This window comes from Achromobacter deleyi (assembly GCF_013116765.2).
Classification (GTDB): Bacteria; Pseudomonadota; Gammaproteobacteria; order Burkholderiales; family Burkholderiaceae_B; genus Achromobacter; species Achromobacter deleyi_A.
The window spans coordinates 568,571-588,735 of the sequence record NZ_CP074375.1 but is presented as its reverse complement, the minus strand read 5'-3'; the positions used below and the strand labels follow the sequence as shown (position 1 = coordinate 588,735).

General features: G+C 63.3%; 21 protein-coding genes. 10 read left to right on the top strand and 11 right to left on the bottom strand.

Features of this window, described 5'->3' with window-relative positions:
- The first annotated feature begins 46 nt into the window (after positions 1-46).
- Together HLG70_RS02715 and HLG70_RS02710 are read left to right on the top strand one after the other, a co-directional pair.
- Positions 47-1,024 (top strand): Bug family tripartite tricarboxylate transporter substrate binding protein, encoded by a 978-nt coding sequence (locus tag HLG70_RS02715; RefSeq protein WP_171665266.1) that lies wholly within the window; start codon positions 47-49, stop codon positions 1,022-1,024.
- The gene (locus tag HLG70_RS02710; protein WP_171665267.1) at positions 1,021-1,938 is read left to right on the top strand and encodes a BMP family lipoprotein; all 918 of its coding nucleotides are present in this window, start codon (positions 1,021-1,023) and stop codon (positions 1,936-1,938) included. Before HLG70_RS02715 ends, HLG70_RS02710 begins: the two co-directional genes overlap by 4 nt.
- 42 nt (positions 1,939-1,980) lie before the next feature.
- Here the strand turns inward: HLG70_RS02710 and HLG70_RS02705 are convergent, their stop codons facing one another.
- Positions 1,981-2,487: a GNAT family N-acetyltransferase gene (locus HLG70_RS02705; protein ID WP_171665268.1), complete on the bottom strand. Its 507-nt coding sequence runs from the start codon at positions 2,485-2,487 to the stop codon at positions 1,981-1,983.
- A 172-nt stretch (positions 2,488-2,659) separates the two neighbouring features.
- Here HLG70_RS02705 and HLG70_RS02700 point away from each other — a divergent pair, with 172 nt between their 5' ends.
- Positions 2,660-3,463, top strand: a complete 804-nt coding sequence (locus HLG70_RS02700) for an aspartate dehydrogenase (protein ID WP_171665269.1) — start codon at positions 2,660-2,662, stop codon at positions 3,461-3,463.
- Positions 3,464-3,492: 29 nt separating this feature from the next.
- Here HLG70_RS02700 and HLG70_RS02695 read toward each other — a convergent pair whose 3' ends face one another.
- Positions 3,493-5,328 (bottom strand): ABC transporter ATP-binding protein/permease, encoded by a 1,836-nt coding sequence (locus HLG70_RS02695; RefSeq protein WP_171665270.1) that lies wholly within the window; start codon positions 5,326-5,328, stop codon positions 3,493-3,495.
- A 129-nt stretch (positions 5,329-5,457) separates the two neighbouring features.
- Positions 5,458-6,348, bottom strand: a complete 891-nt coding sequence (locus HLG70_RS02690; RefSeq protein WP_171665271.1) for a LysR family transcriptional regulator — start codon at positions 6,346-6,348, stop codon at positions 5,458-5,460.
- A gap of 121 nt (positions 6,349-6,469) precedes the next feature.
- Here HLG70_RS02690 and HLG70_RS02685 point away from each other — a divergent pair, with 121 nt between their 5' ends.
- Complete coding sequence (locus tag HLG70_RS02685) at positions 6,470-7,306, top strand: amidohydrolase family protein (RefSeq protein ID WP_171665272.1); 837 nt, start codon at positions 6,470-6,472, stop codon at positions 7,304-7,306.
- A complete protein-coding gene (locus tag HLG70_RS02680; protein ID WP_171665273.1) occupies positions 7,303-8,292 on the top strand; it encodes a tripartite tricarboxylate transporter substrate binding protein in 990 nt (329 codons plus the stop codon). The genes HLG70_RS02685 and HLG70_RS02680 overlap by 4 nt, the downstream gene beginning before the upstream one ends.
- Before the next feature lie 68 nt (positions 8,293-8,360).
- On the opposite strand, the gene HLG70_RS02675 is transcribed toward HLG70_RS02680, so the two are convergent.
- Positions 8,361-8,915, bottom strand: coding sequence for a GNAT family N-acetyltransferase (locus HLG70_RS02675; protein ID WP_213697155.1), 555 nt, complete (start codon positions 8,913-8,915; stop codon positions 8,361-8,363).
- Positions 8,916-9,652: 737 nt separating this feature from the next.
- Between HLG70_RS02675 and HLG70_RS02670 the strand changes: the two genes are divergently transcribed.
- Positions 9,653-9,826, top strand: coding sequence for a hypothetical protein (locus tag HLG70_RS02670; RefSeq protein WP_171665274.1), 174 nt, complete (start codon positions 9,653-9,655; stop codon positions 9,824-9,826).
- 285 nt (positions 9,827-10,111) lie between these two features.
- Here HLG70_RS02670 and HLG70_RS02665 read toward each other — a convergent pair whose 3' ends face one another.
- A complete protein-coding gene (locus tag HLG70_RS02665) occupies positions 10,112-10,417 on the bottom strand; it encodes a hypothetical protein (RefSeq protein ID WP_171665275.1) in 306 nt (101 codons plus the stop codon).
- A gap of 159 nt (positions 10,418-10,576) precedes the next feature.
- On the opposite strand from HLG70_RS02665, the gene HLG70_RS02660 reads away from it, so the two are divergent.
- The 4 genes from HLG70_RS02660 to HLG70_RS02645 all read left to right on the top strand — a co-directional run bounded on the left by HLG70_RS02660 (position 10,577) and on the right by HLG70_RS02645 (position 12,202).
- Entirely contained in the window at positions 10,577-10,975 is a 399-nt protein-coding gene (locus HLG70_RS02660) for a cupin domain-containing protein (RefSeq protein ID WP_171665276.1), read from the top strand.
- Positions 10,976-11,085: 110 nt separating this feature from the next.
- Positions 11,086-11,472, top strand: coding sequence for an RNA-binding S4 domain-containing protein (locus tag HLG70_RS02655; RefSeq protein WP_171665277.1), 387 nt, complete (start codon positions 11,086-11,088; stop codon positions 11,470-11,472).
- Positions 11,469-11,831: a translation initiation factor Sui1 gene (locus tag HLG70_RS02650; RefSeq protein WP_171665278.1), complete on the top strand. Its 363-nt coding sequence runs from the start codon at positions 11,469-11,471 to the stop codon at positions 11,829-11,831. The genes HLG70_RS02655 and HLG70_RS02650 overlap by 4 nt, the downstream gene beginning before the upstream one ends.
- Positions 11,832-11,848: 17 nt before the next feature.
- Positions 11,849-12,202, top strand: a complete 354-nt coding sequence (locus HLG70_RS02645) for a DOPA 4,5-dioxygenase family protein (RefSeq protein ID WP_171665279.1) — start codon at positions 11,849-11,851, stop codon at positions 12,200-12,202.
- Positions 12,203-12,206: 4 nt separating this feature from the next.
- Here HLG70_RS02645 and ppk2 read toward each other — a convergent pair whose 3' ends face one another.
- The 6 genes from ppk2 to HLG70_RS02615 form a co-directional block, all read right to left on the bottom strand.
- Complete coding sequence (gene ppk2, locus HLG70_RS02640) at positions 12,207-13,388, bottom strand: polyphosphate kinase 2 (protein WP_171665280.1); 1,182 nt, start codon at positions 13,386-13,388, stop codon at positions 12,207-12,209.
- Positions 13,389-13,521: 133 nt separating this feature from the next.
- Positions 13,522-16,347, bottom strand: coding sequence for a hybrid sensor histidine kinase/response regulator (locus HLG70_RS02635; protein ID WP_171665281.1), 2,826 nt, complete (start codon positions 16,345-16,347; stop codon positions 13,522-13,524).
- 427 nt (positions 16,348-16,774) lie between these two features.
- Complete coding sequence (locus HLG70_RS02630) at positions 16,775-17,215, bottom strand: hypothetical protein (protein ID WP_171665282.1); 441 nt, start codon at positions 17,213-17,215, stop codon at positions 16,775-16,777.
- Positions 17,216-17,441: 226 nt separating this feature from the next.
- On the bottom strand, positions 17,442-17,840 hold the full coding sequence (locus tag HLG70_RS02625) for an STAS-like domain-containing protein (RefSeq protein ID WP_171665283.1): 399 nt from the start codon (positions 17,838-17,840) through the stop codon (positions 17,442-17,444).
- Positions 17,841-18,011: 171 nt separating this feature from the next.
- Positions 18,012-19,094 carry a putative Ig domain-containing protein gene (locus tag HLG70_RS02620; RefSeq protein ID WP_171665284.1) on the bottom strand — a complete coding sequence of 361 codons (1,083 nt, stop codon included), beginning with the start codon at positions 19,092-19,094 and terminating at the stop codon, positions 18,012-18,014.
- 134 nt (positions 19,095-19,228) lie between these two features.
- The gene (locus HLG70_RS02615; protein WP_171665285.1) at positions 19,229-19,963 is read right to left on the bottom strand and encodes a response regulator transcription factor; all 735 of its coding nucleotides are present in this window, start codon (positions 19,961-19,963) and stop codon (positions 19,229-19,231) included.
- Positions 19,964-20,165: the final 202 nt, after the last annotated feature.

Genomic DNA, 20,165 nt, shown 5'->3' with positions numbered 1-20,165 from the left:
GTGTGCGCCTTTGCCGCAAGCGCGGCCGCACCGTAGAAGCCTCGCCATGCCGATCTCCCGCCGCAAATTCATGCTTGCCAGCGCCCTGGCGCTGCCGTTGGCGCGGCCCCGCGCCGCACGCGCCGCCACGTGGCCCGAGCGTCCCATCCGCCTCGTCGTCACGTTCCCACCCGGCGGCGCCAGCGACATCGCCGCGCGCATCATCGCGCCGGTGCTGGCCGAACGCCTGGGGCAGTCCATCGTCATCGAGAACAAGCCGGGCGCCGGCTCCACCATCGGCGCCGGCCTGGTGGCGCAAGCGCCGGCCGATGGCTACACCCTGCTGATGTCCAACTCCGCGCCCCTGTCCATTTCGCCGGCGCTGATGCCGCAAGGCGGCTACGACGCGCTGGCCAGCTTCAGCCATGTCGCCTACATCGGCGCGGTGCCCACCGTCTTCGTCGTGCATCCCTCCGTGCCCGTCGCCAGCTTCGCGGAGCTGACCGCCTGGATCAAGGCGCAGGACCAGCCGGTGCAGTACGGCAGCGGCGGGCTGGCATCGGTGGGGCAGATCGTGGGCGAACTGTATTCCCGGCAGACCGGCGCGCCGCTGCAGCACATCCCCTACAAGGGTTCGGGCGCGATGCGCAATGATCTGCTGGGCGGGCAGATCCGCTTCGCGGTGGATGCCCTGCCGCAGAACCTGCCCTTCCTGCGCTCGGGCCAGCTGCGCCTGCTGGCCGTCACCACCCAGCAGCGCGTGCCGCAGGCGCCAGACATTGCCTCGGTCGGCGAACTGGGATATCCCGGACTGGTCGCGGAGAACTTCATCGGCCTGTCGGGTCCCGCGGGACTGCCCGACGCGGTCTCGCAGCGGCTGCACGCGGCAATCGGCGACGTGCTGCGCACCCCCGACATCCGCGCCAAGCTTGAGGGCCAGGGCTTCGTGCTTGCCCAGAAATCCCCCGCCGAATTCACGGCCTTCGTGCGCCATCAAGCCGACAGCTGGGGACCCGTGGTGCGGGCGACGGGAGCCAGCCTGTGAGCGCGCGCCGCATTCTTGTACTGTTCGGTTTTCCGGGCAGGGGCGGATTCAACGAAGCCGCCGTTCACGGCGCGGAACGCGCCGCGCGGGCGGGCCACGCGCTGCAAACGGAATGGGTGGCCGCCAGCGATCCGGGCGCGCGCGCCGAACGCCTCGCGCAGCTGTGCAACGGCAATCCGGATCTGCTCATCGTGCATGGCGGCCAGGGCGACGCGCCCGTCGCCGAGGTGGCTCCGCACTTTCCACGCACGCAGTTCGCCATCACGCAGGGCAGTCACACCGCCGCCAACGTGGCGTCCTACGAAATTCTGCAGGAGCACTCCGCCTTCCTGGCCGGCGTGCTGGCGGGCCTGCGCGCCGGCGATGGCCGCGCGGCCCATCTGTCGGGCGAACGGGTGCGACCGGGCCTGAAGGGACGCGCCGCATTCGCCGACGGCGTGCGCCGCGTCGCGGCGCAAGACCCCCTGACCGGGTTCTGCGGCAACCAGCACGACCCGGAGCTGGGCGCGGCATGGACGCAGGCGCTCATCGCGCAAGACGCCCGCGTGCTGTTCGCAATGATGGATGGCGGCCGCGACGGCGTGACGCGCGCCTGCCGCCAGGCGGGAGTCTGGCAGATCGGCAATGTGCTGGATTGGGTGGCGCGCGACCCGCAGGTGTATCTGGCATCGGCGCTGGCGGATTCGGGCCTGTGCGTGGAACGCGCCGCAGCCGACCATACGGCGGGCGCGCTGGCGGTCGGACGCATCACGCGCTTCGGCCTGGAAGCCGCGGCGTCGCTACGCCTGGTGCTGGGCGCGCAGGTCAGCGCGCGGGAGCGCGGCGTGCTGGACGACTGGTCCGCGCGCCTGGCCTCGGGTGAGGTAAGCATCGCCCCGGACTACAAGGGGCCGGAATTCGCGCTGGCCGCCTAGGGCCTGTCAACACTAAAAGGAGCCTCGCACAGGCCCTGGCGTTCAAGCCTGCGGCGGCGTTGCGGCGAATCCTTCGTGATACGACACCTGGCCGCGCGCGGGCCGCGTGTAGACCTGGGCCAGGAAGTACGCCGGCGGAACGCCGGGATAGATCAGCGCCGGCGTTGCCGCAAAGCCGAAGCGCGAGTAGTAGTCCGGTTCGCCCAGCACCACGCAACCCGCGGCGCCCAACGCCTTCAGGCGCGCCAAGCCGTCCCGGATCAGCGCCGCGCCGATGCCCCGACCCTGGTATTCCGGCAGCACCGCGACCGGCCCCAGCCCGTACCAGTGTGGCGCGCCATCGCTGATCGTCACGGGCGAAAACGCGATATGCCCGACCACCCGCCCTTGCTCCCGCGCCACCAGCGACAAAGTCAGCGCGCCGGCTTCACGCAGCGCGTTGTTGATGTAGCCCTCGGTCTGCTGGCTGTGCGGGTGGTTCTTGAATGCCGCCTGCGTGACGGCGAAGATCGCATCGTGGTCCGCTGGCGTCTCGGGGTGGATCTGCATGGCCTGGCTCCGAACAATAGATCGCACGAGTGTAGCCGCGGCCGGCCGGCATCGCGCATTGACGCGCGGCGATGCGCTGGCTACAGTGGCCGGCGGCCCTGCGCGGCGTTTTGCGCCGCCGCTTTCCCGAACCGCCCGCGGTCCTTCCGCGAGCCCAACCTTCTGGATTCCCATGAACAGCTACCGCGTCGGCATCGCCGGCTTCGGCGCCATCGGCCAGGCCGTGGCGCAATCCCTGGATGCCGGCCTGCCCGGCCTGACGCTCGCCGCGGTCGCGGTGCGCGACCCCAAGGCCCCGCCCGCCTTTGCGTGGACGAACGGCGCCCCCGCATTCACCACCATCGACGCGCTAGTCGAGCATTGCGACGTGGTCGTCGAATGCGCGCCCGCCGCCGTGTTCCGCGACATCGCCGAACCCGTGCTGCGCGCCGGCAAGAAAATGGTGGTGCTCAGCTCCGGCGCGCTGCTGCGCCATGACGACCTGATCCAGGTGGCTCGCCAGCACGGCGGCCAGATCGTGGTGCCGTCGGGCGCCATCCTGGGCCTGGACGCCATTACGGCGGCCGCCGAAGGCGTCATCCACTCCGTCACGATGATCACCCGCAAACCGGTGCGCGGCCTGCTCGGCGCGCCCTACCTGACCGACAACAACATCGACATCGCGGACATCACCGAGCCCCGGCTGATCTTCCGCGGATCGCCGCGCGAAGCGGCGGTGGGCTTTCCGGCCAACCTGAACGTGGCGGTCAGCGTGTCGCTGGCGGGCATCGGGCCGGACCGCACAACGCTCGAAATCTGGGCCGATCCCTCGCTCGAGCGCAACATCCACCGCGTCGAAGTCGTGTCCGACTCGGCCTCGTTCTCGATGGAAATCCAGAATATCCCGTCGGCCAATCCCAAGACCGGGCGCATCACCGCGCAAAGCGTGGTCGCGGCGCTGCGCAAGCTGACCGGCCCGCTGCGCGTCGGCACCTGAACCGGCGCGCGGGCTGCCAGTCCGTTGCGCTAGGCGGCCTCGCGCCGCAGCGCATGCGCCTCGCGTCCCGCCGCCATCGGCCCCATCGCCCACCGGCCCGCGCCCAGCAGGTCCAGGCGGTGGGTGTGGAACGTGTCCAGCGTGCTGCGGTGCCCCACGCTGACCAGCATGCTGTCCGGCAGCACGGTGCGCAACAGGCTGTAGAGCGCATGCTCCAGGCCTTCGTCGGTGGCGGAAGTGGCCTCATCCAGGAACACGACGGCGGGCCGGTTGTAGAGCACGCGCGCAAACGCCACGCGCTGCTGTTCGCCGATGGACAAGATGCGCGACCAATCCTGCACTTCGTCCAGCCGTCCGGCCAGATGGCCCAGGTTGACCTGCCGCAACGCGTCGACCAGGCGCGCGTCGTCTTCCGGCTGCGCCAGGCCCGGGTACGCGACCACCGCGCGCAGGTCTCCCAAGGGCAGATAGGGCCGCTGCGACAGGAACAGCGCGGACGCGCCCTGCGGCCGCAGCACCCTGCCCTGCGCATAAGGCCACAGGCCCGCCAGCGCCCGGAGCAACGTGGTCTTGCCGCTGCCCGATGGCCCCTTGATCAGCAAAGCCTGGCCGGGATGCAGGCGCAGGTTCAGATCCCGCAGCAGTTGCGTGCCATCGGGCCGCGACACGTTCAAGCCGTCTATATCCATCCCGTCGGGCTTGGCCTGCGTCTGCACGGACGGCAAGGCGCGCGCGGCCTCGTTGGCGTCCAGGAAGCCGTTGAGCCGGTCCAGCGTGGCGCGATATTGCGCAAACGCGTCGTAGGAACTGCGAAAGAACGACAGCGACTCCTGCACCTGCCCGAATGCCTGCGAGGTCTGCATGACATCGCCCAGCTTGATCGCACCGCTGAAAAAACGCGGCGCCTGCAGAATGAACGGGAACACCACCGCGACCTGGCTGACCGACAGGTTGAAGCCGTCGAACTTCAGTCCCCGGTACACGCGGGCCCACAGGTTGGCGATATAGGAGGTGAAGCGGGTCCACAAGGTGGCGCGCTCCACGTCCTCGCCCTGGTAGAACGCAACGTTTTCGGCATTCTCGCGCAAGCGCACCAGCGCGTAGCGGAAGTTGGCCGTCAGGCGTTCCGACAGGAAATTCAGCTTGATCAGCGGACGCCCGATCTTGAACGCGAACCAGGTCGCGACGATCACGTATACGTAGACCATGAACACCATGGCGCGCGGAATCTCCACGCCCGCCACCGCCAGCGGGCCCGACAGGCCCCACAGGATGGACGTGAACGCCACCAGCGATACGATCGCGCTCAGCGCGCCGATCGCCAACGTGCGCGAGCCCGTCACGAATTGGGAAATGTCCTGCTCGATGCGCTGGTCGGGGTTGTCGACGGGCTCATCCAGGAAGTGGCCGCGATAGTAGGCCCCGGCGCCCAGCCAGTCGCGAGTCAGGCGCTCATTGAGCCAGACGCGCCAATGGATGTCGAAAGCCTGGCCCGCGTAGCTGTCGGCCAGGCTGCGCACCACATGCACACTGGCCAGCACCGCGAAAATGCCCAGGAAATGCCAGAACGCGGACTGGTCCAGCGCCTGCAGCGCACTGTAGAAGCCGTTGTACCAGAACGAGAACAGCACGGTCATGCGCACCGCAAACATCGCCAGGAACAGCAGCAGGGCCAGTGTCAGCATCGGCCTCCAGCTGCGCCTGGGCGTCAGGTACGGCCACGCCAGCCGCCAGAACTTGCGGCCCCAATCGGTGGTTCGCGCAAGCACGATAGTGATCAGCGCCAGCGCGACGGCCGTGATGCCGAACGCGCGCACTAGCCAGAGGGCGCTTTCCGCAAGTTGCTGCTGCCAATTCATATCCATGAGCCAGGAACCTCGGATGTAGTTCCTGGTTAGACGGTGGCACCTCGTCGAGTTCCGCGCAAAAAACCGTCTTAAGCCTGGCTTAAGCGTTTTTACGTGAAATTGAATGCGTAATGAAAGCAGATGCCCTCATCGATCCGTACCCAGATCCAGATTGGCGAACAGGTCCGCCAAGGTCGGAACGGACCGGGCCGGCCAGATCGCGCTGAGGTCGAAGCTGGGCAGGCGCTCACCGTCGCGCACCTCGCAAAACCGCACGCCGCGGAAGTTCATCGACCGGATCCAGCTGGGCAGCAGGGCCACGCCGCAGCCGCCCGCCACACAGGACAGCACGGTCAACGTGCGGTTCGCTTCCTGCGCCACCTGCGCATCGTGTCCGGCTTTGCGCATGGCATCCAGGATGCCCGCGTAGAACGCGGGTAATTGCGCCTGCGGATACATCACCAGGCCCGCCTGCGCGATCTGCGCCATGGACACCTGGCCATCGGCCCCCACCTCGAATTCATCGGGCACGGCGGCCACCAGGCGGTCTCGCAACAGCTGACGTTCGCGCATGCGCCCGCCCACCGCCACCGGCGTGTGCATCAGGCCAATATCAATCTCGCCCGTCTGCAAGGCTTCGGCCTGCTCGGCATTGCTCATCTCGCGCAGGATCACGCGCACGCCGGGCGCCTGCCTGCGCATCTCGCGCAGCGCGCGCGGCAGCGTGTCGAACAACGCCGACGACACCAGCCCCACCGTCAGCTGGCCGGCGCTGCCACGTCCGATCTCGCGCGCACGACGCGCCGCCGCATCGATGCGCGCAACGCTGGCCCGCACGTCCTCAAGAATGGCGGCGGCGGCGGGCGTGGGCGTCGTGCCCTGCCGCGAGCGCTCGAACAGCCGCACGCCCAGGTCCTTTTCCATGCGGGTCAGCGCCTGGCTCAACGCGGGCTGCGCAATTCCCAGCCATTCCGAGGCCCGGCTGACGCTGCCATGGTCCACCACCGCCAGAAAATAGCGCAGATGCCGGGTTTCCATATCATTCCAATATATAAATAGCACTTTTACTTAATAGAAAACTATACCCCGACTTCATAGAATCCCGCCTATCAGAAGAGCATCGCAGGCCCATGCCGCGCGTGCAGAACAGGAGACCGATTTGCCCCCGCCCGTCACCGGCGCCGCCGTCGACACCCATGCGCATGTATTCCGGCAAGGCTTGGCGCTTGCCGATACCCGCCGCCACACGCCCGATTACGATGCCCCGCTGGCCGACTACCTGAGCTTGCTGGACACGCACGGGCTGAGCCACGGCGTGCTGGTGCAGCCCAGCTTCCTGGGCACCGACAACAGTTATATGGTGCAGGCGCTGCGCGCCGCCCCCGGACGCCTGCGCGGCGTGGCCGTGGTGGCGCCGGACGTCTCCGAATCCGGATTGCGGATCCTGGCCGAGGCTGGCGTGGTCGGCATCCGTCTGAACCTGATCGGGCTCGATTTGCCCGCCCTGGACGCGCCTGTCTGGCAGGTCCTGCTGAGCCGCGTCAACGCGCTGGGCTGGCATGTAGAGATCCACCTGCAGGCAGCCCGCCTGCACGGCGTGATGCCCGCCCTGCTGGCGGCCGGCTGCCGCGTCGTGGTGGATCACTTCGGCCGCCCCGACCCCGCGCTGGGCGTGTCCGACCCCGGCTTCCAGTACCTGCTGCGGCAGGCCGACAGCGGCCGCGTCTGGGTCAAGCTGTCTGCCCCCTACCGCAACTGGGCCGCCCCCGCGTGCGCCGCGTCCGGCCGCCTGGCCGCGCAGCAGCTGGTGGACGCCTACACGACCGAACGACTCATGTGGGGCAGCGACTGGCCCCATACCGAGCACCGCCACCTGGCGTCCTTCCCCGCGGCGACGCAGTGGCTGGACGCCTGGATCGACGACCCCGCGCAACGGCAGGTCCTGCTTGCCGACACCCCGTTGCGGCTGTTCCAATTCCAAGGAGACACACCATGACCCATTTGTTCAAACGCCTGGCGCGCCGCAGCGCCCTGCTCGCCGCCGCCGGACTGCTGGCCGGCGCGGCCAGCGCCGCACACGCCGCCTACCCCGAACGCGCGGTCACGCTGGTGGTCACTTATCCGCCCGGCGGCACCGTGGACGTGGTGGCCCGCCTGATCGGCCCCAAGCTGGCCGCGGAACTGGGCCAGCCCGTCGTCATTGAAAACCGCGGCGGCGCGGGCGGCATGATCGGCGGCGCCGTCGTCGCCAAGGCCCAGCCCGACGGCTACACCCTGATGCTGGACGCCTCCAACCACGCCCAGAATCCGGCCCTGCACAACAAGATGCAGTTCGACACGCTGACCGCCTTCGCGCCCGTGTCGCTGCTGCTGCGCGTGCCCAACGTGCTGGTCGTCACCCCGTCGTACGAAGTCAAGACGGTGGCGGACTTGATCAGGCTGGGCCAGCCCGGCGCCAAGGACCACGTCTACTTCGCCTCGGCAGGCCCCGGCTCCGCCCAGCACCTGGCCGGCGAATTGTTCAACCTGCTGGCCAAGACCCAGCTGCAGCACGTCGCGTACAAGGGCGGCGGCCCCGCCATGATCGACGTGATGTCGGGCCAGGTCCCGGTCATGTTCGCCAGCATGGGCTCGGCATGGCAGCACGTGAAGAACGGCAAGCTGCGCGCCGTGGCCGTAGGCGGACTGGAACGCTCCAAGACCGCCCCCGATCTGCCCACCATCGCCGAATCCGGCGTGCCGGGTTACGAAACCTATGAATGGAACGCCGTGTTCGCCCCGGCCGGCACGCCCCCCGCCATCGTGGACCAGGTGTCGCAAGCGCTGGCCAAGGTCCTGAAGGACCCCGCGATCGCCGAGCAGCTGGCCGGCATCGGCGCGGAGCCCATCGGCTCCACTCCCGCCGACCTGGACACCTTCCGCCGCGCCGAGATCGACAAGTGGCAGCGCGTCGTCAAGGAAGCGGGCCTGAAGCTGGATTGAGTACTGCCGGGCCTACGGGCCCGGTTGCCGGATAGCCGGTCTTGTGGCGCCCTTCGGGGCGCCTTTTTTTATCGCCGAACGGGCGCAAGAGCAATGTCGAAACCCGTGGCAGCGCCAAGTGGAGATTGCCGCAGAACGTCCGACTCCTGACCGAAGGCCCGGAATTTCAGAAACGGCTGGCCTTCATATGCCACCTCTCCAACGAAGACGAAGCCAAATCTGGCCAGCCCCCGGGTCCGGGATCGGCTCGGCGGCAGCATGATGCTTACCGGACCGATGCCGAGCTCAACCCGGCGGTTCATGATGTCGCCAAAAATCCTGCCGCCGTGTCCCCAGTACTCCGGGAGTAAGACCAATGCGAAATCCGCCTCCTCGCCTTCCATCTGAAAACCGCCCCAGCCGGCAAACCTGCCATCAAGCCGTATGGACCATGGTCCATACCCGTTCTCTGACCACTGCATGTCTTTACCCTTGGCCCAGTCAGCAACGGCGTTCCCGGTCCAATCACCCTCGGTGAGCGGCATGTGACGAACCACGTCCGGGTGGTTCAACAAACGCAGCCAATCCTCGGTCGGAATATCAGAGAAGGCGTGCAGCGAAAGCGTCGGGGTTCGGCGATTCATGATTTCTTGTTCGAATCTTGAGACTCAAGTGAAGGGGCGCTTCGTGGGAGGGTTCGAAGGGGCACAGTGCTTGCACGCGAAGGTTATCAGGAGGCGCAGAGGACTCTGGAACCGGCCAATGCCCGTCACGGCTTATCGTGAATTCTGCCCGTTGGTGGAGGCTGAGTTTACGACCGCGTGCAACGCAAAGCTGCGGTTGGCGTTGTGCGAACGATTGGCAGTTTGGGTCGCTAGCGGTCTGCCGCGATGACTGCTGACTCCGCACTGCTCAGCAAAGAAGGGATATTCATCCCCCCCGCACCCAAGACATGTTTGTTTTTTAAGGCGACGTGGGAAAGACTCGCCCTACCTTTATGTATGGATTTTTTAAACTTTTTTAAGCCAAAAAACCATACAAATAGAACGATTCAACAATTTGTATGGAGCTTGGCGGTAAAATCTTGCTGCTTATAGGGAGTATGGCGCTCACTCTCCCACTCCCGACCTCTGTCAGCGTTGCTTTTTAGGCAACCCCAGGATGAAGGCATGGGAAAAAGCCTTCGGGTTCTGTCTACGGCACTTGCTGATAGCGCTCGCCGCGCTGGGTTTGTCTGGATGCGGAGAGTCGGTGTCCTTCAACCCCAGAGCCCAAGGCGGAATCGAGCAGCGTGGTCTCACACTCGTCGGAATCGGGCTGATGCTTTTCGTGGTCCTCACGGCTATCGTTCGTTTGTCCTGGCCTGGCCCACGAGTAGTCAATGAAGCTGCTGAAGCAGCGTTTTGAGGAAATGATGAATTTTTGGGTCCCTGTAGTCTTCGGTACGTTCAAGCTCCTCGTGTTGGGCACGGGCATGTTTCTCGCCATCAAGTCTCACTACGATGGAGAAAAAAAGGAGAAGAAGGAGAAGGAGAAGGAGATGAAAGCACCGTAGTGGAGACCTCGTTGCTAGTGGGGACGTGCTGATCGAGGTGTTCGATGCAGTGGGGGCAGCCGTGTCAGATGCTTTCGCCCAGACTATGTCGGGCCTGCCGAAAGCGCGGGAAACAGGTTTCCTGGACTACGAAGCCCCCCTAAGTGCGGGGCTGCCTTTATTTCTTAATTCGGACTTTATTCCTTATCTTCATTGCGAAAGAGAGAAATAAGGTCGGTCGCAGCGATACAGAATGGATCCCGGCATATGTTCACTCCAGAGGAATTTGCGACTCGGTTTGGCACTTCAAAGATGGATAAGCCCGTTGGACTGTGGCTGGCAGGCTTGGTAAGCCAGGAAAGGATTTCCTTCCTCAAGCAGCTCTGGCCACTGAACTATCGATACGCCCTGGCGCTTGCGCAAGGAGCCCAGCTTTCCAGGCAGGAGAATGAGGCATTGCTTCGACATTGGTTGAATGCCGGAAACCACAATGCGGCAAACGATTTGATCAGGTATCTCGAGCCTGTATTGGGCGAGCAGCGCTTCTGGAAGGTTGTGGGTGACGAGAGTCTTACCGATGAGATGCGTCACTTCCTTGATTACCACCGTCATAGGCAGCGCCCGCGGTCAGCGTGACACTGACTTCGCCCCGCGTGCGATTTGGCTTTTCCCCGCGGGCATCCGACCGGGGCTGCTCCCGGCCAGTGAAAGCGCTTGTCCCTCGCAGAATTTCGTGGTGTTCTATCGAAGTGCCGCCCGAGGGGAATTGTCATGACAGCCGTTTCTCCGCAGAACCAGCGTTTCATGGTCAGCCATCTCAACGAAGATGACTTCAAAACGGGCGGGCTGCGCAGCTACTCGTCCTATCGAGACCTGGGGGTCGCCGCGGCAACCAATGGCATTGCCACCGCGCACGTCATCAGGATGATTGCGCCATTCTCGGATGGTTTCAGCCAGCGGCACCATCACGACGTGCAGTTCCAGCTCATATACGTTCTCAAAGGCTGGTTCAGCAGTGAGTTTGAGGGCCACGGCGTGCAGACCATGCTGGCAGGCTCATGCTGGATACAACCACCCAATATTCGACACACCGTCGTGGGATGGTCGGATGACTGCGAATTGCTTGAAGTCATCCTCCCTGCGCAGCACGCAACCGTCGTCGACGAATAGCGCGACTCAGGCAACCGTGAGCCGGGTCATAGCGCGCCTGGGTGGCAATATCCCGCCCCGGCCCGGCTATCATTATTGCCTCAGACAGTTTTTCCGCAGGAACCCGCAGGATGGACAAGATCCGACTCGACAAATGGCTTTGGGCGGCGCGCTTCTACAAGACGCGCAGCCTGGCCGTGCAGGAAATCGGCAAAGGCCGGGTGTTCGTGAACGACCAGCCCGCCAAGCCCTCACGCGAAGTCGCCCCCGGCGACCTCGTCACCGTGCGCAAGGAAGACCCCGCCCTGCATGTGCGCGTCGTCGCGGTCAGCGGCGTGCGCGGGCCCGCTCCGGTGGCGCGCCTGCTGTACGAAGAAACCCCCGAGAGCATCGCGGCGCGCGAACGCGCGGCGGAAATGCGTCGCCTTGCGCCGGAGCCGGCGCTCGGCATCGAAGCAGGACGCCCCACCAAGCGAGACCGGCGGCTGATCGACCAGATGCGGGGGAAGCCCCTGTGAAGCGCAGTTCGACCGGAGGCCTGGTCTACTCCACCGAAACCGGCCGCATGTGCCCCCTATGCCGCCAGCCGCTTGCGCAATGCCAGTGCAAGCAGGCCGCCCGCGCGACACCCGCCGGCGACGGCGTGGCGCGCGTATCGCGCGAGACCAAGGGCCGCGGCGGCAAGAGCGTGACATTGGTCAGGGGGCTGGCGCTGGACCCGGTGGCGCTGGGCGTGCTGGGCAAGCAGCTGCGCACGGCCTGCGGGTCGGGCGGCACCGTCAAGGACGGGGTGATCGAAGTGCAGGGAGACCACTGCGACCGGATCATCGAGGCGCTCACAAAACAAGGCCATCGCGCCAAGCGCGCCGGCGGCTGAACCTGACGAGAAAAAAAATGAATGATCTAGCTGTAGCCGATGTCGCCAGTTGGCATGCCCACGTGTACTTCGACGCCGCCAGCCGCGATGCCGCGTTCGCCCTGCGCGAACGGGTCATCGCAACGTTCGACGGCAAGATGGAAATGGGACGCTTCCATGAGCGTCCCGTCGGCCCGCATCCACAGTGGAGCTACCAGATCGCGTTCACGCCTCAGCACCTGGCCGAAATCGCGACCTGGCTGACGCTGAACCACGGCGCACTCGACGTGTTCATGCATCCCAACACCGGCAATTCGCTACGGGATCACCGCGACTGCGCCGTCTGGATCGGGCGCAGCCATGTGCTGAACCTGCAGGCGCTGGGCGCCTGAAGGCCTACAGCGCCCGTCCCACGATCAGCGAATCCAGCGCCATCTGCGGATCGTCGCTCTTGCCTTCATACGGCATGCGGCTCAGCACATAGCGCATGGCGTTCAGGCGGGCGCGTTTCTTGCAGTCGGACTTCACGACGATCCACGGCGCGTCCGCGGTATCCGTATGCGCGAACATGGATTCCTTGGCGCGCGTGTAGTCGTCCCACTTGTCGAGCGACGCCAGGTCCACCGGGCTCAGCTTCCATTGCTTGAGCGGATGCACCTTGCGCTCCAGGAAGCGGCGACGCTGCTCTTCCTGGCTGACGGAGAACCACAGCTTGATCAGATGGATGCCGCTGCTGACCAGATGGCGTTCAAAGTCGGGCGTCTGGCGCAGGAACGCCAGATATTCGTCCTGCGAGCAAAAGCCCATCACCCGCTCGACGCCGGCGCGGTTGTACCAGGAGCGGTCGAACATGACGATCTCGCCGGCGGTGGGCAGGTGCTGCACGTAGCGCTGGAAGTACCACTGGCCCTTTTCCGTATCGGAAGGCTTTTCCAAGGCAACCACGCGCGCCCCGCGCGGATTCAGGTGTTCCATCATGCGCTTGATGGTGCCGCCCTTGCCGGCCGCATCGCGCCCTTCGAACACGATCACCACGCGCTGGCCCGTGGCCTTGACCCATGCCTGCAGCTTCAGCAGTTCGACTTGCAGCTTGTACTTCTGCTTTTCGTAATTGCGGCGCAGCATGCGGTGGCGGTACGGGTAGATGCCCTCGCGCCAATCAACGGCCAGTTCGTCGTCGGGATTGCGGCGGGAACCCGGCGCCTTCGTGTTGGCCTCCAGCAGCGCGCGATGCACGGCGCGCGCATCGTCCGCGGACAGTTCGTCGATGACGGAACGCAAGGCCTCGTGCGCCTCGCCGGGCGCGCCGACGTTGTAGCGGCGCGCGATATCGGCCAGCACCGATGCGGTCTCTTCCCGGGCGGCATCCTGGCGGGCAATCACGCGCTTGCGGATCTCGGCGGCGGGCTCCACGGCCAGGCCGGCCGCGGGTTCAACGGCGGGTGTGGCGGCGGCCTTGGCTGGCGCGCGGCGCGCGCGGGTTGTACGCTTGGCGGCGGTGCCCTGCGCGCCGCTGGCGCGCTTCTTCGGCGCAACGCCAACGTCTTGTTCGGAGGCTTGCGGTGTCTTGTCCGTCATTGATCCTATCCTTGCTTCGCTTGATCGCCAGGTCCGCGCCGGCCGGCCAGTCGCCGGCGACCCGTCAGGCAAAAGGGCAACCGTAACGCGCGCCACGCCGGGCGGAATTGATGTGGATCAAGGGTTGTAACACTCAAACCGAATATGCAGCGCGGCGAAGTTCCACGATCATTTTTTTATATCGACCGACGAACCTGTCGACTGCGTCGCGATCCAGCGCCGACTGGCGCGCCGCCGCCTCCAATTGGGCGGCCTGCGCCTGCAGGTCTTCCGCGCCGATGATGCCAAGCTCCGAAGTGAGTTTGTGAAAGACGAGCTTTGCCGAATCGCAATCCGCCAAGTCCGCCAACGGATTGAGGAGGGACTGCGGCGAGTCCGCGCGGTCAACGACACGGCGAACGATATTCACAAAAATCTCGTGACGGCCGCCCAGCCTCGCGAGCGCGCTGTCTATCCTGATTTCGTCCAGCGCGGCGATCCGCTCGGACACCCGGCGAAACAAGGCTGGCCCCCCTTCATCTCCACCGGGCGCCGGGACTCGGCCGGCCGATGCGAATTCACCGTCCTGTCGCAGCCCGAGCAAGCGGGCCATCAAGGCCAGCAACTGGGAAGGATTCACCGGCTTCGTCAGGGACTGGGTCACTCCGCAGCTTGACGCCATGGCGCGGTCTGCTTCCGACAGGCTCGCGGTAATCGCGATTATCGGAAGATCGCTGATATCAGGCATGCCCCTGATTCGTTCGGCGGTTTCGAACCCATTTAAGCCCGGCATTTGAAGATCCATCAGCACAATGTCGATGCTGGAACGCCGCAAGATATCCAGAGCTTCGTACCCATTGCTGGCGACATGCACCAGGGCGCCTGCCCAGATCAGGATCTCCCGCATGACGGACCGCACGATATCGTCGTCCTCGGCCAACAGCACGGAATGATTGGCCAGGCAATTCTTGTCGATATGGCCCGCTTGATCGGCCAGACTTCCCGCGCAGGAGGCGCAGCCGTTGGCGGCCCCTGCGCAAGGCTCGGACAGCAGTGTCGGCTTGAACCGCACATGCACGCCATGCCGTGCCGTCAGATCTCCTGCATTCCAGTAACTCAAGGGTGGGCCAAGCACGATGAAGTGCACGCGGCCATTCCCAAAGGCTGCGTCAAAGCGATCCACGAGCGCTGGTGAAAAGCACCTCCAGTCGACGATGACGTATTCGGGGATCGCGACGCCGCTGTCGTCCGAGCGCAAGACGGGACGCAGCGGCGACTGCCCCATCGCCACATCCACCAATGCGCCGCGGTCAGTCAGACCGGAAACGATAGCCTCCCTGGACGCGGGGGAAGGATCAATGACCCAGACGCGTCTACCCGAGAATTGCCACGTCTGGTGCGTACAGACATGGGAAACATCGACCACCAAGGGCAGTTTCGCAAAGAAGACCGCCCCCTGCCCGGGATTGCCCTCCATCCATGTTGCTCCCCCCATCAGGTCCGCTATCCGCCGGGTAATGCTCAGGCCAAGGCCGTTGCCAACTCCCTTCGAGCGTCCGGCAATCCGCGGGAATGGCTTGAACAGTCCGCCCGATTCATCCGGGGCCACTCCCGGCCCCCAGTCTCGAACCGCGAATGTGTAGTCATGCAATAGACCGTTGACGCTAATGGCCGTAACTTCAAGGACAACCAAGCCGGGTCCGCCGTGCCTGATGGCATTCTGGATGTAATTCAGAAGAATCTGCATGATGCGCGCGTCGTCCCCCGTCACCATGTCCGGGACGTCCGGCGACAGGCTTGTGAACAAGCTGACCTCATTCGCCACGGCATCACGCCATGCCAACTCGAACACTTGCTGAACAAGCCTGCGCAATGAGAATCTTCTGAATTGAATGTCCATTTTCCCCGCTTCCAACCTCGAAAAATCGAGCGCGTTCCGGACGACCGCGGACAGGTATCTGCTTGCCTCGATCAAGCTGGCGACATGCCCTGATTTGTCCTTGCTGAATGTCTGCTCCATCAAGTACGCGATGCCAGTGACAGCGGCAAGCGGCGTCTGAATCTCGTGGGCGATCATCGAAAGCATTTCAGCCTTCTCGGCGATGGCCGCTTCCTCTTTGCCTTGCCCCGTACAAAGTGGATCGGCGCCCAGACCCGGCTGGCGCTCCAGCGGATCGCTGCGCGGTTCCCGATACGCGATCGGCTCTTGCGTGATGTCTATGCCTATTCCGCCGACCCCGATAATTTCTTCATCGGCTCCAAAAACGGGGAACCGGAACACCCGAAACATGCGCGGAGAGTCATTGAAATTCATCCCGACCACACTCGAACTGTGCTGCCTGGCAGCCAGCACATCCTCGTCAAGGGCGCGCCATTCCGAATCGACCTCCGCCGAGGAGACCGGATCACTCAGCGTACGGCCGGAACCGGATGCGGCAATCTGCAGAAACGCTGCGTTGACATGGGTGTACCAGCCACGCAGATTGCGCATGTACATGACGACCGGTGCGCATTCGCCAAATGCGCTCAGCCCGCGTTCACTCGCCCATGACAGACGTCGAGCCCGCAGATACAGGATCGTAAAGGCCACAATCAACAAGACGGCCAGCGATGCAAATCCCGCCACTATGTTTCTTGCAAGATGGAACGTGGCCAATGCAAATTGCTTGTCCTGCTCGGCATGGAATGTCAGCCCGTTGACATCGCTGGCACACCGGATGACATACACCTCGCCCTCGATCGGATTGGCGTACGTCATCAGCGCGACGGAACGCGAATCGCCCATGCCGCAAGTCGCTATGTCTATCGACCTCCTCGCGGTGACGACCTCCATGCTGGACCGGTCCGGGCGATAGATGGGTTCGATCTCGGCCTCGACGGAGGACAGCCGGGCCAGCAACTGGTCCGACACAGCCTGTTCGGCCGTCCTATGCAGAAAAAAAAACGAGGCCGCGGTCCCACACAGAATCAGCGCGATCAAAACTGCTGCTCCCAGGCGAATACGCCGGAAGCACTCCAATCCCATCGCGCCCATAATCACCAGCCTCTATCACATGCAAAAATAATGACCAATTCACGAAACACCACAGATTCGATAAAAACTTATGGTCAATTCACCTAATTGCCGAGGCCGGTTTTTTATTTAAATTACATGCGGCGCCATCGAAGCCCGCCGCGCAGCGGCCCCTCGTCTCCTTGTGGGAAACAAGCGATGCCAGGCCAGCTGATATTCCAAGATTGCATACCGAACATCATTCACGCGCTACCGGTTTCAGCGGGATTTCGTTGATCCCGCCAGCCGGCTGATTCAGCGCGTAGGAGTGCCTGACGCGGGGCGGCACGAACTCCCCTCTCTGCGAGCAGGAGTTTCCGATCAAAGCATATCTCCGCCAGGATGGCGAACGCGGCTATGCCTTACTGATATAAGAAAAAGAGCGAGATTCGAATTCTCGCCAGAGGTATCGATCGGAGGCCGTGTCTGGGCCAGCATCGGCGGTTGTCCGGCTAGACTTACACCACGCCACCAGCCGTTCGGCAACCAGAATGTTCTGCACGGTCACCACCTTCAGCGCGGCCGCAATCCTTGCCGCCGTCCATTGGCATAGAGGGAGTCCTCCTTTATCAAGGAATTCAATCGCCGGTACGGAGATTCCGGTGGATGCGGACAATTGCCTGACGGATATGCCCAGGTAGATTCTCCAGGCACGCAGCGCGCTCATTTGTTCCTCCCGGATAAGGTTCGAGACGGCAGCAGGAATCGGCTCCATCGCCGAATCGTTGACCGCCACATATGCACCTAAGCCCGGGGACAATATATCGTCCAGAAAGCTACCCGCCTTATCCATCATGACAATGAGGATTTCAATTGATAAAAGCTATTTGAAACCCGTACATGCCGGCCGACAAGAGTCGATTTACTCATTCAAAATCGAGAAAAAGTCCCGCAAAAAAATATCGACGCTGTCCTGGGCGATCTTAATAGAGAAAAAACAAAAAAAGCCTCCGATCAAGGAGGCTGGAAACGCGGCCAGGCGCCAGGCCCGGCCCGCAGTATCTGGGCTCTAGCCAGCTAAATCATGACATTCCATATTTCTTCGAGCGTGCCATCGCCCACATGATGGGACTTTTGACGAATGCAGCTGCCCGCTTCCAGACAATCTCAACCCCAGGATTCTGGCGTGCGTAAATGAAGAAAATCTCGTCGGCGAAGGCCGGACCAATGCTTCCGACACCAGCAAAATCAAAACAGACATGGCGTGTTCCTTGAGGGACCGCGCTCAGGACACGTTTGGCCTGATAACGAGTCACAAAGGCTTCCGAATCACTGATCCGGACACTACGCACTGTTATGACCAACGTCGATTTTCCATTCTTTCGATGGAGCGCCGACAGCGGCACCACATCGGCATGTACGCCTGAGGATCCGGCAAACTGTCCACCCACATCGACGGTGAGCGCCTGTATATTCCCCATTGTTTAATCTCCGGGATAATGCATCGCGCGCCTGTCTGCTCCAATATGTACACTGCAAGCGCGCAGAAAAAAAAAGCCGCTGAATTTCAGCGGCAAAATCCCCGCCCGCACCCCAATCCCTTCACACTTTGAAGTGAATAGAGCCGGCAGCGGCCTTGTGAAGACGACAGATCATTCGAAAGAGATTTGAAGCTGCGGATTGACCTTCCATTCAAACTTTGCGTTCGCTTCGCCACCGCCCGCGTCTTGGGCGATGACCACATATCTGCCTTCCTGCGGGGTGGACGGCACCAGGCCCGTCAGCGCCCCGGCCGTGGAGTCAAATCGCAGGCCGTCCGGGAGACGCGCCGGCGTGGTCCCATCCTTGTCGAGCAGCGCATACCGGACAGCCCCGCTTCCGCCCGTCGACGTCACGACGGGGATGGGCGCAGGAATGGTTGCTCCGGCGGTGAGCTCCACCGGATTGGTGGAAATTTCGAGAGCCGGCGCGAGGTTGAACTCCACTGGCAGCGAGACACGCGCCCCGCCTTCGTCCGTAATGGTGGCGGTAAGCCCCGCCAGCTTCTCGGTGGACGCGGGCACGGCCCCGCTGACGTTGCCGGCGCCATCCAGAACCAACCCCGAGGGCATGCGCATCGATCCGCCCTGAGCGTTCGAATAGGAAACCGTGTACTTGCCCGTTCCACCAGCGACGTTGAGGAACTTCGCGGGACTCTTGATCTTGCCGCCGGCGGTTGCCTGAATGGCGCCGCCCTGCACGGTCAAGGGCGGATTGATCGTCAGCCGCACGGTCCGGCTCGCCTTGCCACCGCCGCTGTCCTGAACCTGGATCAGATACGTGATGGTCTTCGGGCTGGACACCGCAGGCGCTTCCCCGGAAAGAGAGCCGTCGGAACCGAAGATCAGGCCGGGCGGCAGCTCTGCAGGCTTGCCGGTGGGGTCCAGCAGCCGGAACGTCAGGGCGCCCGTTCCGCCAGAAGTGCGAACCTTGACCAATTGCGAGTTCAATGTCGCGCCAGACGTGACCGACAGTCCGCGGTCCGCGGAGGCGCTCGTATCCGGAGTTCTTGCCGGAGCCACCGCGCCGCCACCGGCCGGGCTGGAAGCAGCAGGCGCGCCGCCGCGGGCAGGCACGACACGTTCGGTGATTTTCCCCACCGGAGCGCTACCGCCTTCCGCCGCCACCACAGCCTGGGCAGACAACAGAGCCACTGCCCCCAGCGCCACCCCCAATTGCGTGGTGAACTGGCTCATTCGATTTCTCATAGCGTAATCCTTGGTCATTGAAAACTTGATACTTGGCAACACGATGCGTCGCATTATTTCAAGATTCCCAGTGCGCCAGACAGAGTAAATCTACTCAATTTTCTTGAAACAACGCCCTCGCTTCATTGGTCAAGATCGGGTTTGACCATCCCGATGAACAGCCGGGCCAATTCCAGTGACGAGTGAATGTCCAGTTTCGAATATATGTGGGCCTTGTGATTTTCGACGGTGCGGACGGACAGATGAAGCCGCTCTGCGAGATCCTTGCTCGAATGCCCGGCAATTACCCCCTGCACGATGGACAGCTCGCGCGTGGTGAGCAGCGCCTTTCTCGCTTCCTCTTCTTCGGCACGAAGGCGCCTTGAGTGAATTATCCGGCTCTTTTCCAGGGCCGCATGCACCGCCGCGCACAGGCGGTCGGCATTGAGCGGCTTCGAGAGAAAGTCGAATGCGCCGTGCTTCATCGCCTCGACCGCATCGCCGAATTCGGGGTTTGCGGTAACGAATATGATGGGCGGCGCGACGCCGCGCTCCAGCAGATTTCGCTGCAGGCTCAACCCATCCAGTGCCGGCATCCACAAATCCAGAATCAGGCATTCGCATTCCGCAGGTATATATTGCGCCATGAATTCTTCCGCCGACGAATAAGCGACGATCTCGATCCGCATATCCCTGAGCAACTGCCTTATTATCCAGGCTGCCAGATCGTCATCATCAACAACGTGTACCTTCGCGACTGTCCGAAGGCAATTGAAGCTGCTGTCGGAGGAGAATGCGCTCTGCGGGCGAGCGACAATTTCTCCCGGAATGGCCAGCCCTTCATAAGGGTGGCGCAGTAAACGCTGGGAAGTGCTCATCTATTAAAATTTCTAGGAAAGGATCACAATCTCAATTCAGGCGAAAACCTGACGACGTTTCTTTTCGCGAATTCTTGATTCAAAGCCAAACATTATCCAGAGTACTTGTACTCAGTAGATGATATTTACATTTCGATGCTTGGCCATTCACAAAAGTACTGTCGGCCGCGGCCAGGTGATGGACGAATATCCCGGAATCAGG